We start from the raw sequence: 12,946 nt of genomic DNA, 5'->3' as shown, positions 1-12,946 counted from the left end.
CCTGCGGCCTCGTGAACGCCGCCCCCGCATGGGGCTCGGGCGCGTTGGGCGTGTGCACCGGCCCGCCCGGACGACGTTTGGCATGGTCACCGTCCTGCCGGGCCGATGCGGCGCCACCGCCGGGACGCCCCTAGGCTGCCCCTCATGACCGGCGAGTACCAGCACTGGGAGAACGTCCCGACCCGGTGGAAGGACAACGACGTCTACGGGCACGTCAACAATGTCGTCCACTACTCGCTCATGGACACCGTCATCAACGAGTGGATGATCCGGACGGCCGGTTTCGACCCCGCGGCGTCCGCCGCCATCGGGCTGTGCGTGGAGTCGCACTGCGAGTACAAGGCCGAGGTGTCGTTCCCGGACGCGATCAAGGTCGGGCTCCGCATCGGCAGCCTGGGCCGCTCCAGCGTCCGCTGGGAGATCGGGATGTTCCGGGCGTCCGACGGCGAGCTCGTCGCCGAGGGCCACTTCGTGCACGTCTTCGTCGACCGGCGCACCCGCCGCCCGGTCGAGATCACGGGCGCCGTCCGCGCCGAGATGGAGAAGCTGCTCACCCCATGATCGAGACCCGTGCCGCCGTCCTGGTCGAGTCGGGGCGGCCTGCCCCGTACGCCGCGTCCCGTCCGCTGGAGATCGCCGACCTGCGGCTCGACCCGCCCGGTCCCGGCGAGCTGCTGATCAGGATCGGCGCGGCGGGGCTGTGCCACTCCGACCTCTCCGTGATCAACGGGTCCCGCCCCCGCCCGCTCCCGATGGCGCTCGGCCACGAGGCCGCCGGCGAAGTGGTCGAGACCGGCCCGGGGACCGAGTTCGTCCCCGGTGACCATGTCGTCCTCGCCTTCGTCCCGGCCTGCGGTCACTGCGAGCGCTGCGTCGGCGGACGTCCCGCCCTCTGCGGCCCCGGCGCGGCGGCCAACGGCGCGGGCACCCTGCTCGGCGGCGGCAAGCGCTTCGTCGCCCCGGACGGCACCCGCCCCCACCACCACCTGGGCGTTTCGGCGTTCTCGGAGTACACGGTCGTCTCGTCCCGCTCCGCCGTGAAGATCGACCGCGACCTGCCGTTCGACATCGCGGCGCTCTTCGGCTGCGCCGTCCTCACCGGCGCCGGCGCCGCCCTCTACAGCGCCGCCGTGACCCCCGGCGACACCGTCGCCGTCTTCGGCCTGGGCGGCGTCGGCCTGGCCGCCGTCCTCGCCGCGAAGGCCGCCGGTGCCGCAACGATCTACGCGATCGACCTAGTCGCGGACAAACTGGACCTGGCGGAGGAACTGGGCGCCCACCCCATCGAGGGCGGCCCGGACGCGACCGACGCCCTCCGAGACCTGACCTCCGGCGGCGCCGAGAAGGTCATCGACACGACGGGCGTCGTCCCCGTCCTGGAACAGGCGTACGCCGCCACCCGCCCAGGCGGCACGACGGTCACCGTCGGCCTGCCCGCCCCGGACACGCCGCTGACACTGCCCGCCCTCAGCCTGGTCGCCGAGGAGAAGACGCTGCGCGGCAGCTACCTGGGCTCCTGTGTGCCGCGCCGCGACGTCCCCCGCTTCATCGCCATGTACCGCAACGGCGTCCTCCCCGTGGACGCCCTGCTCTCGGGCAGCCTCCCCCTGGCCGCCGTCAACGAGGGCTTCGACAACCTCCACACCGCCCAAGCCGTCCGCCAGCTGATCGAGTTCGCCTGAGAGCCTGAGCCGATGGGCGTCAGCGCCGGCCGCTCTGGGCGATGCACCGGGCAACGGCCTCCGCGAGGACGGGCTGCAAGGGCTGACCAGCGGCGGAATCGCCGGTGAGCACCACCGGAGCACCGTCCGCCCCCTTGCCAAAACAGGCGACGCGACCGGTCTCGACCCCCATGACCGGGTCGAGAACGAACGCGTCCCCCTTCCCCCATATCACCTGCTGATCGGCCGCGACTCCCGTCCGGAGCCGAGCCTTGCGCATCTTCTTGTTACGCGCGGGATTGTCCGACAGGGGATAGGCGGGTATCAGCGGCACGGTACGGCTGGTCGGATGCGCGCGACCCTCGGCGTCCAAGTCGAAAGGCCCGAGCTGCCAGCGATGACCGACGACTACAACGCGCCCGACGAGCAGCAGCCCCCAGAGCTCCAACCGCTGATTGACCCCGCGCTGCTCCAACACGGGAACGGGCGGGACCCCGGCCTCCCGAAGGTGCCGCGCCGAAGCCGCCAGCAGTTCCCGCACATGACCGACGACCTGCTGCCACTCTGGCAGTTCCCCGTGCCGCCGGCGGTTCTCCCCGGCGGCACGCGCCGCCGCCTCCCCCTCGATCCTGCGCCGCTCGGCCGCCACCAGATCATCGAAGTCGGACACGTAGCCGTCCTCCCGCAGAGCAGGCCTGGAAGCACCGCACACACGGCGGCCGTCCCAGAACAATCCCACACCCCCCAATCCGAGGGGGCGCAAATCAGGCGGGGACGTCCATGCGCGGCGTCCCGGCGACCTTGAGCAGCCGCAGCGTCTCGTACGCCCTCGACCCCGGCTCGGCCGTGAAGATGATCAGCTGCTGGTCCTGGCCGGGGACGGTGAGGATGTCGAAGTCGAGCTCGACCTCACCCACCCGCGGATGCGCGAACCGCTCCCGCGCATGGTGCTCGATCCGCAGCTCCTGCGACTCCCACAGGCGCGCGAACTCCGCGCTGCCCTCCACCAACTCGTCCACCAACCCCCGGATCTCCATGTTCCGGGGATACCGGGCCATCGCCACTCGCAGATAGCTGACGGACGTGACCACGAACGCGGAATGGTCGACCACCCGGCCATCGGGTTCGAGGAAGTAGCGGCGCAGCAGGTTCCGGTCGGGTCCGCCCTGCCGCGCGAAGTCCCCGAACAGGGCGGCGGCCAGCGGGTTCCAGGCCAGCACGCGGCACGTGTCGTCCACGACGAAGGCGGGCGCGTCGGTGAGCCGGTCGAGCAGGCTCAGCGTGCCCGGCGCCACCTCGCGGGACGGTCCGTCCACGCGGTCCCGCTCGCGCTCCCCGGCGAGCTCGAACAGGTGGGCCCGCTCCTGGCCGGACAGCCGCAGCGCCCGTGCGATCCCGTACAGCACCTGCCGGGACGGGTGGCGTCCCCGCGCCTGCTCCAGCCGGCTGTAGTGGTCGACCGAGATGTGGGCGAGTTGCGCCACCTCCTCGCGGCGCAGCCCCGGCGTCCGGCGCCGCGACCCGCGCGGCAGCCCGACGTCCTCGGGGCGGACCCGCTCCCGCCTGGCCCGCAGGAACCCCGCCAACGCGCGCTTGTCCATGCGTCCACGGTACGGCGGACCCTTCCCGCCCAGCCTGGCACTCTCAGTCCCTGGCCGCCCCCCCGGCCCGCGAAGGCAGCGTGGACGTCGAGCACCGAAGGGAACAGCGAATGCACATCTTCATGACGGGCGCCAGCGGCTACCTGGGCGGCGTGGTCGCCGAACACCTCATCAAGGCGGGACACGAGGTCTCCGCCCTGGCCCGCTCGGACGCCTCCGAAGCACGCATCACCGCACTGGGAGCGAAGCCCGTCCGCGGTGACCTGACCTCCACCGGCACCTTGCGCGAGGCGGCCGCCGCATCCGACACGGTCATCCACACCGCTGTGGACTACCTGAACCCGCGCATGCGCGAGATGGAAGAGGCCGCCCTGGACGCCTTCCTCTCCACCGCCAAGCCCCTCGTCTACACGAGCACCGGCCTCGTCTACCCGGACACCGCCGGAAAGCCGGTCACCGAGGACACCCCGACCGACCCGGACACGTCCCCGCAGCCCTGGAAGGTGCTGGGCGAACGCCAAGCACTCCAGGCCGAGAACGCCACCATCATCCGCGCCGCGCTGATCTACGGCCGGGGCGGCTCCGGCCTCTTGGACGGCATGTTCGCGTCCGCCCGGCAGAACGGCGTGACCGCCTACATCGAGAACGGCGCCAACGAATGGTCCTCAGTCCACGTCGACGACCTCGCGACCCTCTACACCGCCGCCGCGACCCGCCCCTCCGGCCGCACGATCATCAACGCGGCCTCCCGGACCAGCACCCCGATGCGCGCCATCGCCACCGCCGTAGCCGAAACGGCCGGCGCCAAAGCGATCTCCCTGACCCGGGCCGAGGCCCGCGACCTCCTGGGCCCCTTCGCCGACGTCCTGACCCGCTCGTCCCCTCTGGACCCGACCCGCGCAGAGACCGAGTACAACTGGCACCCGACCGCCCCATCCCTCCTGGACGACCTCCGCACCGGCTCCTACAGGTAACGCAACACCCGCCGCTCGCGCGATACCCGCTGAGACAGGCGATCCCGCCGGTCCAGAGCACGATCCCGGCCTGCTTTCACTCGTTCCGGGCCGGGTGTTCCGCTATCAGTATCTGGAGATCGAATGCGAGAATCATCGCATAGCCGCCGATCGCCGCCATCTTCTCAAAGATATCCATGGCCACCCTCTTCTCATGCGCCTTGTCGCTGATGAAAGAGCGAAGTGTGATGACGATCGGATACTGGGAGAAACTCATGCCGAAGTCGTCCTCGAATTCATGATGCAGTTCGACCTCGACCGCCGCATTGCCGACCAGCCCGGCATAGGCGATGGGATCGTACTCCGGCCCGAGTCTCTCCATCTCGCAGTCCGCCGCCGTCGCCAGATCGGCGATGAGCTGCTCCGTAGAGTTGTCAGTCCTGATGAATATCTCGTGATAACTGCTCATGCCCATCCCATGGTCGCATGACTTCGCGCGGAGTGCTCAGGACGGCATCAGTCCGCCACTGACACATGGGCGCCGTTCCGGCTGAACCATTGCTCCAGCCGGGCGCCGGCGAGTTCCTCGGTCGCTGCTCCGGCAGTGAGGACGATGGAGCCGACCGCACTTCCCGTCATGCCGGCCACCCGCGCGTTCGTGAAGTCCGTCTCCCCGAAGGCGGCCATCGTCACCTTGGCATCGCGCAGGTCGGCGCACTTCATGTCGCAGGCGATGAACAACCCGTCCCCGAGGTCCGCCCGTCTCAGGTCGGCTCCGCCGAACGAGGTCCGCAGGCACTCCGCGCGTCCCAGTTTGGCTCCGGTCATACGAGCCCCGGCGAAGTCCGCCTCCTCCAGGAAGGACTTCACCAGATCGATCTCGGTCAGATCCGCCGAGGTGAAGACCGTTCTCTCGCAGTGCGCCCTCCACAGCAGGCTGCGGCTGAGGCGGCAGCCGGAGAAGTCCGAACCGCTCAACCACGCCTCGATAAAGTGGGCGCCCTCGAGATCGGCGCCGCGGAAGTCGAGATCCAGCGCGTAGAGAGTCGCCCCGGGCTCCGAGAGCCAACTCCGGAGAGTCGTGGCCGCCGCCGCGTCGCGCGGCCACACCCGCGGCTCCCAAGCGGACGTCCCGCTCACCCGCGCGTCACCTGCTGAGGCAGGACCCCATCGGCCCAGAGTGCGTCCAGGTGCTCGAAGAGCGTGTCCTCGTCCCGGTTGAGGTCCGCGAACTCCTCAGTTGGAAGGTTCACCAGAGGATCGCTGATGGAAAGCTTCGGCGGATACGGTCCCGTCCAGCCAGAGTAGCTGTGGCAGTGTGGGCACCAGATCTGCGTGGCCAGGCTGCCCGTGTCCCGCGACCTGTACATATAGATGCGAAGCCGCACTCGGTGGCAATGCGGGCATTCACGTTCCTTGAGTTCTTCATCGAAGATGCGCCAGTCCGACAGCGCTTCGATCTCCTCCGAAGAATATCCGCGCCAGCGATTAGAATCGGCCATTGTCAGTTCCTGTTTCCCTCTAATGATCCGTCCAGGAGGAGTGTGTGGGCGCGTTTCAGGGCTGGGCCGTGTTCTTCGGCTAATCGTTTGACATGCGGTAATAAGGATGCCGCCTGCTCTGCCCGGTCCATCGAACCTCCCGTCCGGCGGATTGTCAGGGTAGAGGTCGCGGGCGGCCGGTGCCAGGGGTTTGTCAGGCCTGGTCAGGTCAGCACTTGGGTTGTCAGGAGTTGCGCGAAGTCCTTCTCGAATTGCTTGTAGAGGTCGCGTAGTGCCGGGCCCGGCCAGGTCGGCGGGAGGAGGGGCGGAGGCAGCAGCGGGTCGTTCAGGAGGTGGCGGAGGACGGCGGCGGCCAGGGTGAAGCGGTCGGCGATGTCGGTTGCCTCGGTCAAGGCCGTGCGGAGGGAATCGGCTCTGGTCGTCCAGGCGTCCAGGTCCCAGAGGGTGGCGGCCAGTGCGGCGGGGTCTTCTTCGGGACGGCCGGTCAGGAAGGTGCATTGGCGGACGACCGGGGCGGGCCGTGTGCGGGTCAGGTTGGCGGGACGCAGCCAGGTGCCCTCGCGCAGTTCGGCCAGGCGAAGCGCGGACATCGCCTGGCGCAGCGCGGCGCGGTCGGCGGCCGGGCGGCGTTCGGCGGTGATGACGGCGATCTCCCAGGTGCCGTCCCAGGGGAGGGTCTGCGGCGAGCGGCTCTCGTCCTGGCGGGCCTGGCGGGCGAGCAGGCGTTCGGTCAGGGTGTACTCGCCGCCGGACGGGACGAGGTCGCCGGCGGTGACCATGCGCGAGAGCGCGACCCGGATCGTCCCCTCGGCAATGCCGAACAGGTCGCCGACGCGGACGAGGTGGCGGGCCGGGAGGCGCGGCGGATGGACGCCCAGGAGCGTGCTCAGCACCACCGAGCGGGCGGTGAGCGGGCGGATCTCCGGATGGTCCATGGCTGGAGTCGACTCTAGGCCACCCGGACCAGCCACTCGCCTCGCGCCTCCACGAGCAGGAACGCCGAGCCCGCCAGTTCGCCTTCGGCGGAGGAGATTCCCTTGCCGGAGAGGACGGTCGGGCCGTGGCCGAATTCCGGGGTCAGCTCGGTGACGGAGAACTTGCCGCCTTCCCTGTGGTCCATCTGGATTCGCGCCGCGCCGCCGATGTAGCGGCAGAGGAACGGGCCGCGTGAGGCGATGGTCCGGTCGAGGGAGGGAGCGCTGTCACCGGGTTGCAGCCAGGCCGACCAGGTGCCGGTGCTTTCGATGCGCAGTTGGAGGGGCCATTCGGTGCCCAGGGAGACCGGACGCACGATGCGGAAGGGCAGGGGCGCATCCGCGAGCCGCTGAGCCTTTCCTTGGCGGACGTGTCCGACCTTCCCGCCCCCGTGGAGGCGGACGACGAGTATCGACGGCACGTCCCATTCGGGTTGCCGCAGCAGTGCTTCGCCATCGCCCCGCCCTTTGACGTGGTGCTTCTCGCCGAGTCCGGGAGGCGCCACCTTGAACGGCGCCGGCCGCTTCCCGGGCCGGGGCGCGGTCTTCGTGGGCGCGGGACGCGGGCGCGGAGGCGCGGGCGGCGGCCGGACGCCCGTCGCGATCGGCGGCAGCCCCTCGGTCAGCCGGATCGCGTCGGCCGCGCACACGTCGATGTCGCGGTGCGCGCCGCCCGGCGGCGCCCAGGCGATGCGCTGCGCGGACGGGCCGTGGCGCGGATCGAAGAAGCAGAGGGGGCGGCCCGACAGGACGGCGTTGACGCGCGCGAGCGTGCCGCGTCCCTCGTCGAGCGTGCGCAGGACGTCGGCGGCGTCCGCGCGGTCGCGGTCGCCGAGGAAACGGCGTTTGGCCTGGTCGTAGGCGTCCAGGGCACGGGCGTAGTCGGCCATCAGGTCGGGGTCGGCGCCGTGCTCGTCCGGGTCGAGCGGCAGCCGGGCGAGTTCCTCGCCGAACGCGGTGATCTCGGCCTCGATCTGCGCCAGTTCGTCCTCGCGCCGCCGCTTGAAGATCCCGAACACCAGCCCACCCCCTGTGACCGGGCAAAAGGGTATCGGCATGATCGTTTGCTCCGCGATGCCCCGCGGATACCTTACAGGCTTCCATCATGTGATGAGAAAGTGTAATGTCCGATGGTATGACGTCCTATCTGATCGAGCCGTTCGACCGGCTGCCGTTCGGTGACGCGGAGAAGGCGCGCCGGTACGCGACCGAGCGCTACCAGGGTGCGGTGGGCCGCAACTGGTACGACTGCGATCCCACGCTGCGGTTCCTCATGCGGCGGCACCTCGGGGACGGGTTCGGCTGGGCCGAGCCGCGGCTGAAGGAGATGGGCGCGCTGATGGGCGGGCCGATCGCCGAGCGCGCCGAGGAGACCGACCGGAACCCGCCGCGGCTGGAGAAGTACGACCGGTGGGGACGCGACGTCAGCGAGGTCGTCATGCCGCCGTCCTTCGAGGCGGCCCGGCGGGACCTCGTCGCGACGTCGTTCACCCGGCCCGACTTCGTCGCGGAGGCGCAGGCGAACGGGGTCGACGCCGCGCCGCTGGGCGTGGCCTGGAGCTACCTGCTCGACCAGGCCGACATCGGCATGGCGTGCGCGCTCGGCACCGGCGGCGACATGGTCGTGCGGCTGACGGAGATGTTCGCTCCGCAGGACGTCAAGGAGCGGGTGCGGGAGCTGTTCGCGGCCGGGGAGATGTCCGGCGAGGCGGCGCAGATGCTGACGGAACGGTCGGGCGGGTCGGATCTCGGCGCGCTGGAGTCGACCGCGTCCAAGGACGGCGACGCCTGGCGGCTCAACGGGCTCAAGTGGTTCGCGTCCAACGCCAACGGGTCGGCGTTCGTGGTGCTGGCCAAGTCCGAAGGCGCCGCCGACGGGGTCCGGGGGATCGCGCCGTTCCTCGTCCTGAAGGAGCGGCGGGACGGGTCGCGCAACGGCGTCCGGATCCGGCGCCTCAAGGACAAGCTCGGCACGAAGTCGGTCGCGTCGGCGGAGATCGAGTTCACCGACGCGGAGGCGTTCCTGCTGGCCCCGTCCTCCAGTGCCGGCCAGGGCGGGGACGGCAAGGGCCTCGCGCGCATGATGGAACTGACGAACGGCGCGCGTCTCGGCATCTCGATGATGGGTCTCGGGTGCGCGCGGCGGGCGCTGGTCGAGTCGCTCTGCTACGCGGGGGCGCGGGAGGCGTTCGGCGCCGCGCTCATCGAGCAGCCGCTCATGCGGCGCAAGCTCGCCGAGCTGATCGTGGAGACCGAGGCCGCCCAGGCGCTCGTGTTCGACGGGTATCTCGGCCGGCCGCGCCTCCGCATCGGCGCCGCGCTGATCAAGCTGCGGGCGTCCCGGCTGGGCGTGACGGCGGCGAGCGACGCCATCGAGATCCACGGCGGCAACGGGTACATCGAGCAGTGGCCGGTGGCGCGCATCCTGCGGGACGCGCAGGTCAACCCCATCTGGGAGGGCGGCGACAACATCCTGTGCCTGGACGTCCGCCGCGCCATCGAGCGGCAGGACGCGCACGAGCCGTTCCTCGAACGGCTCACCCAGGCCGTCCGGCAGGCGCCGGGCGGGGACGACGCGACCGCCGACCTGGTCAACGACCGCATCGGGCATCTCCGGCGGGCCATAGAAACGTGGCGCGGCCTCGACCGGACCGTCGCCGAGGCGCGGCTCTTCCCCCTCGCCCAGTACATGGCGGACGTGTACGCGGCGGCGCTGCTGCTGGAGCAGGCCGGCTGGGAGCGCACCGACTCCGGGGCCGACCGCAAGGCGCTCGTCGCCCGCCTCTACGCTCGGACGCACCTGGCCGACGCCGACCCGCTCCGCGCGATCGAAGCCCCGCCCGAGGACCTCGACCGCTTCAAGGACCTGGCCGACGGCGCGTTCACCGCCGACTAGCGTTCGGTGCACCGGATGCGTTGACCTGCGGCGTGTTGTTGTTATGAGCGCGCCGAAAACAACAACACGCCGCAGGTCAACGAAGTGGCGGCCAGGGGAGGGCGTGTGGCGGTGCGGGTTGAGCGGGACGGGGCGGTCACTACGGTGATCATGTCGCGTCCCGAGAGCCGGAACGCCGTGGACGGGACGACGGCGCGCGAGCTGGCCGACGCGTTCCGGGCGTTCGACGCGGACGACGGCGCGGGCGTCGCCGTCCTGTGGGGCGAGGGCGGGACGTTCTGCGCCGGCGCCGACCTCAAGTCGATCGGCACGGAGCGCAGCCCGCGCGTCGAGCCGCCGCCGGCGGACGGCCCGCTCGGCTGCACGCGGATGCGGCTGTCCAAGCCGGTGATCGCGGCCGTCGCCGGCCACGCGGTCGCCGGCGGGATGGAGCTGGCCCTCTGGTGCGACCTCCGGGTCGTGGAGGAGGACGCGACATTCGGGATCTTCTGCCGCCGCTGGGGCGTCCCGCTCGTGGACGGCGGCACGTTCCGGCTGCCCCGGCTGATCGGCGCGAGCCGCGCGATGGACCTCATCCTCACCGGGCGTCCCGTCGGCGCGCGGGAGGCGTTCGAGATCGGCCTCGCGAACCGGCTCGTCCCGGCGGGCACGTCGCGGGAGGCCGCCGAGGCGCTCGCGGCGGAGCTGGCCGGGTTCCCGCAGACCTGCCTGCGCAACGACCGGATGTCCGCGCTGGACGCGGAGGGACGTCCCGAGGACGAGGCGCTCGCCATCGAGTACCGGCACGGCATCGGCTCGCTCGCCGACGCCATCGAGGGCGCCGCCCGGTTCGCCGACGGCCGCGGCCGGCACGGCGACTTCACCGACATCTAGTCCACCGGAATCCAGCGGTCGCGACCGGCCGGCGCCCGGGAAGCGCCGTCCGGCCCGGCGGCGTTGACCGAACCGGATTCGGGCCCGTAGGTTCCTGTGTGGCGGCAGTCACGATCAAGGAGCGGAGCGATGACGCTGACCGTGGAGCGGGCGGGCCTCGACCTGGCCGACCCGAAGGCCTACGCGGACGACCGGCGGTTCCATGAGTCGCTCGCGCTGCTGCGCCGCGAGTCGCCGGTGCACTGGGTGGACGCCCCCGGCTACACCCCGTTCTGGGCGATCACCAAGAACGAGGACGTCCTGGAGATCGAGCGCAACCACCAGATCTTCCTCAACGCGCCCCGGCCGCTGCTCGGCACCGCCGAGTTCGACGAGCTGAACCGGCAGCGGGCCGAGCAGGGCATCGCGCTGCGGACGCTGATCCACATGGACGACCCCGACCACCGGGTCATCCGGGCGATCGGGGCGGACTGGTTCCGGCCGCGCGCGATGCGGGCGCTGGAACCGCGCATCAAGGAACTGGCGAAACGGTACGTCGACCGGATGGTGGACCTCGGCGGCGAATGCGACTTCGCCCAGGAGGTCGCCGTCCATTTCCCGCTGTACGTCATCCTGTCGCTGCTCGGCCTTCCGGAGAGCGACTTCGGCCGCATGCTGAAGCTGACGCAGGAGCTTTTCGGCGGCGATGACGACGAGTTCCAGCGCGGCGCGACGAACGAGGAGAAACTGCAGGTCCTGCTCGACTTCTTCGCCTATTTCCAGGAGCTGACGGAGGCGCGCCGCAAGAACCCGACGGACGACCTCGCGTCCGCCATCGCGAACGCGCGGGTCGACGGCGAGCCCCTCAACGACTTCGACACCGCGTCCTACTACGTCATCGTCGCGACGGCCGGTCACGACACGACGAGCGCGACGATCTCCGGTGGCCTGCGGGCGCTCATCGAGCACCCCGACCAGCTCGGACGGCTCCGCGACAAGCCCGAGCTGATGCCGTTCGCAGTGGACGAGATGATCCGCTGGGTGACACCCGTCAAGGAGTTCATGCGGACCGCGAACCGGGATTACGAACTCCGCGGCGTGACGATTCGCGAGGGCGACGCCGTCCTGCTCTCCTACCCGTCCGCGAACCGGGACGAGGACGTTTTCGACGACCCCTTCCGGTTCGACGTCGGCCGCGACCCGAACAAGCATCTCGCGTTCGGATTCGGCGTCCACTACTGCCTCGGTGCGGCGCTCGCCCGCATGGAGATCCGCGCTTTCTTCGAGGAACTCCTGCCGCGCCTCCGGTCCATCGAGATCGCCGGGACGCCGGAAGGGATCGCGACCACGTTCGTCGGCGGCCTGAAGCGCCTTCCGATCCGCTACTCCATCGCCTAAGGAATCCCTGGTGCAGATCAACGCCGCGGTGCTGCGCGCCGCAGACGCCCCCTACACGATCGAGTCCCTCGACCTGGCCGACCCCGGCCCCGGCGAGGTCCTCGTCAAGATCGCGGGCACCGGGATGTGCCACACCGACCTGCTCGGCCGCGTGCCGGGCGACCTGGTCGGCAAGCCCGTCGTGCTCGGCCACGAGGGGTCGGGCGTGGTCGAGGCGGTCGGCCCGGACGTCGCCGGCATCGCCGTCGGCGACCACGTGGTCATGTCGTTCGACTCGTGCGGGACGTGCGACAACTGCCGCGCCGCGAACCCCGGCGCGTGCCCGCAGATGATGGCGCTCAACATGCTCGCCATGCCGCTGGACGGGCGGCCGCGCGCGACCACCGGCGACGGCGAGGCCGTCCACACCCGCTGGTTCGGGCAGTCGTCGTTCGCGAGCCACGCGCTCGGGACCGTCCGCAACGTCGTGCCGGTGTCGCGCGACGTCCCGATCGAGCAGCTCGGACCGCTCGGCTGCGGCATCCAGACCGGCGCGGGCTCGGTGCTGATCTCGCTCGGCGTCCGTGCCGGGGACAGCATCGCGGTGTTCGGCGCGGGCGCGGTCGGGCTGGCCGCCGTGATGGCCGCGCGGGTCGCCGGCGCCACCACGATCGTCGCCGTCGACCTGCACGAGTCGCGGCTCGACCTGGCCCGCGAGCTGGGCGCCACCCACGTCCTGAACGGGGCGGACGACGACATCGCCGGGCAGATCCGGGCACTCGCCGGCGGCGAGGGCGTGCAGTACTCGTTCGACACCACCGCCGTCCCCGCGGTCGTCGCGACCGCGGTCGCGTCGCTGCGCACCACCGGCGTCTGCGGCCTCGTCGGCGTCGGCGCCGCCGAGTACACCCTGGACGCGAACCTGCTGCTCATGGGCCGGACGGTGAAGGGGATCATCGAGGGCGACGCCGTCCCGCAGACGTTCATCCCGAAGATGATCGAGCTGTGGCGGCAGGGCTGGTTCCCGTTCGACCGCCTCATCACGACCTACCCGCTCGACCAGATCAACCAGGCCGAGCAGGACACGACGTCCGGCAAGGTAGTGAAGCCGGTCCTGATCCCCTAACGCC

At 70.9% G+C, this 12,946-nt stretch carries 14 protein-coding genes; 7 read left to right on the top strand and 7 right to left on the bottom strand.

Features of this window, described 5'->3' with window-relative positions; genetic code table 11:
• Positions 1 to 144 precede the first annotated feature (144 nt).
• Together ABFX46_RS29930 and ABFX46_RS29925 are read left to right on the top strand one after the other, a co-directional pair.
• Positions 145 to 561, top strand: coding sequence for an acyl-CoA thioesterase (locus ABFX46_RS29930; RefSeq protein ID WP_346047271.1), 417 nt, complete (start codon positions 145 to 147; stop codon positions 559 to 561).
• A complete protein-coding gene (locus ABFX46_RS29925; protein ID WP_346047270.1) occupies positions 558 to 1,682 on the top strand; it encodes a zinc-binding dehydrogenase in 1,125 nt (374 codons plus the stop codon). Before ABFX46_RS29930 ends, ABFX46_RS29925 begins: the two co-directional genes overlap by 4 nt.
• A 19-nt stretch (positions 1,683 to 1,701) precedes the next feature.
• Here the strand turns inward: ABFX46_RS29925 and ABFX46_RS29920 are convergent, their stop codons facing one another.
• Both ABFX46_RS29920 and ABFX46_RS29915 read right to left on the bottom strand, forming a co-directional pair.
• A complete protein-coding gene (locus ABFX46_RS29920; RefSeq protein ID WP_346047269.1) occupies positions 1,702 to 2,331 on the bottom strand; it encodes a hypothetical protein in 630 nt (209 codons plus the stop codon).
• A 94-nt stretch (positions 2,332 to 2,425) separates the two neighbouring features.
• Positions 2,426 to 3,262 (bottom strand): helix-turn-helix transcriptional regulator, encoded by an 837-nt coding sequence (locus ABFX46_RS29915; RefSeq protein ID WP_346047268.1) that lies wholly within the window; start codon positions 3,260 to 3,262, stop codon positions 2,426 to 2,428.
• A gap of 110 nt (positions 3,263 to 3,372) precedes the next feature.
• On the opposite strand from ABFX46_RS29915, the gene ABFX46_RS29910 reads away from it, so the two are divergent.
• Entirely contained in the window at positions 3,373 to 4,236 is an 864-nt protein-coding gene (locus tag ABFX46_RS29910; protein WP_346047267.1) for an NAD-dependent epimerase/dehydratase family protein, read from the top strand.
• Positions 4,237 to 4,312: 76 nt separating this feature from the next.
• On the opposite strand, the gene ABFX46_RS29905 is transcribed toward ABFX46_RS29910, so the two are convergent.
• The 5 genes from ABFX46_RS29905 to ABFX46_RS29885 form a co-directional block, all read right to left on the bottom strand.
• Entirely contained in the window at positions 4,313 to 4,684 is a 372-nt protein-coding gene (locus ABFX46_RS29905; protein WP_346047266.1) for a hypothetical protein, read from the bottom strand.
• 47 nt (positions 4,685 to 4,731) lie between these two features.
• Complete coding sequence (locus ABFX46_RS29900) at positions 4,732 to 5,325, bottom strand: pentapeptide repeat-containing protein (protein ID WP_346047265.1); 594 nt, start codon at positions 5,323 to 5,325, stop codon at positions 4,732 to 4,734.
• 26 nt (positions 5,326 to 5,351) lie between these two features.
• On the bottom strand, positions 5,352 to 5,717 hold the full coding sequence (locus ABFX46_RS29895) for a hypothetical protein (protein ID WP_346047264.1): 366 nt from the start codon (positions 5,715 to 5,717) through the stop codon (positions 5,352 to 5,354).
• 203 nt (positions 5,718 to 5,920) lie between these two features.
• Entirely contained in the window at positions 5,921 to 6,652 is a 732-nt protein-coding gene (locus tag ABFX46_RS29890) for a PaaX family transcriptional regulator C-terminal domain-containing protein (RefSeq protein WP_346047263.1), read from the bottom strand.
• Positions 6,653 to 6,666: 14 nt separating this feature from the next.
• Positions 6,667 to 7,710, bottom strand: coding sequence for an ABC transporter C-terminal domain-containing protein (locus ABFX46_RS29885; RefSeq protein WP_346047262.1), 1,044 nt, complete (start codon positions 7,708 to 7,710; stop codon positions 6,667 to 6,669).
• Between the two features lie 116 nt (positions 7,711 to 7,826).
• On the opposite strand from ABFX46_RS29885, the gene ABFX46_RS29880 reads away from it, so the two are divergent.
• The 4 genes from ABFX46_RS29880 (at position 7,827) to ABFX46_RS29865 (ending at position 12,942) form a co-directional block, all read left to right on the top strand.
• Positions 7,827 to 9,587 (top strand): acyl-CoA dehydrogenase family protein, encoded by a 1,761-nt coding sequence (locus ABFX46_RS29880; protein ID WP_346047261.1) that lies wholly within the window; start codon positions 7,827 to 7,829, stop codon positions 9,585 to 9,587.
• A gap of 105 nt (positions 9,588 to 9,692) precedes the next feature.
• Entirely contained in the window at positions 9,693 to 10,460 is a 768-nt protein-coding gene (locus ABFX46_RS29875; protein ID WP_346047260.1) for a crotonase/enoyl-CoA hydratase family protein, read from the top strand.
• 129 nt (positions 10,461 to 10,589) lie between these two features.
• The gene (locus ABFX46_RS29870) at positions 10,590 to 11,837 is read left to right on the top strand and encodes a cytochrome P450 (protein ID WP_346047259.1); all 1,248 of its coding nucleotides are present in this window, start codon (positions 10,590 to 10,592) and stop codon (positions 11,835 to 11,837) included.
• Between the two features lie 10 nt (positions 11,838 to 11,847).
• Positions 11,848 to 12,942 (top strand): NAD(P)-dependent alcohol dehydrogenase, encoded by a 1,095-nt coding sequence (locus ABFX46_RS29865; protein ID WP_346047258.1) that lies wholly within the window; start codon positions 11,848 to 11,850, stop codon positions 12,940 to 12,942.
• Positions 12,943 to 12,946 lie beyond the last annotated feature (4 nt).

This window comes from Actinomadura chokoriensis (assembly GCF_039529475.1).
Lineage (GTDB): Bacteria > Actinomycetota > Actinomycetes > Streptosporangiales > Streptosporangiaceae > Spirillospora > Spirillospora bangladeshensis.
The sequence above is the reverse complement of the archived record's forward strand: the minus strand, read 5'-3'. Positions and strand labels throughout refer to the sequence as shown.

Excerpts from the sequence above, each read along its gene's own strand:
- ABFX46_RS29930 (WP_346047271.1), top strand. The coding sequence starts at position 145 with ATGACCGGCGAGTACCAGCACTGGGAGAACGTCCCGACCCGGTGGAAG.
- ABFX46_RS29925 (WP_346047270.1), top strand. The coding sequence starts at position 558 with ATGATCGAGACCCGTGCCGCCGTCCTGGTCGAGTCGGGGCGGCCTGCC.
- ABFX46_RS29915 (WP_346047268.1), bottom strand. The coding sequence starts at position 3,262 with ATGGACAAGCGCGCGTTGGCGGGGTTCCTGCGGGCCAGGCGGGAGCGG.
- ABFX46_RS29910 (WP_346047267.1), top strand. The coding sequence starts at position 3,373 with ATGCACATCTTCATGACGGGCGCCAGCGGCTACCTGGGCGGCGTGGTC.
- ABFX46_RS29905 (WP_346047266.1), bottom strand. The coding sequence starts at position 4,684 with ATGAGCAGTTATCACGAGATATTCATCAGGACTGACAACTCTACGGAG.
- ABFX46_RS29895 (WP_346047264.1), bottom strand. The coding sequence starts at position 5,717 with ATGGCCGATTCTAATCGCTGGCGCGGATATTCTTCGGAGGAGATCGAA.
- ABFX46_RS29890 (WP_346047263.1), bottom strand. The coding sequence starts at position 6,652 with ATGGACCATCCGGAGATCCGCCCGCTCACCGCCCGCTCGGTGGTGCTG.
- ABFX46_RS29880 (WP_346047261.1), top strand. The coding sequence starts at position 7,827 with ATGACGTCCTATCTGATCGAGCCGTTCGACCGGCTGCCGTTCGGTGAC.
- ABFX46_RS29870 (WP_346047259.1), top strand. The coding sequence starts at position 10,590 with ATGACGCTGACCGTGGAGCGGGCGGGCCTCGACCTGGCCGACCCGAAG.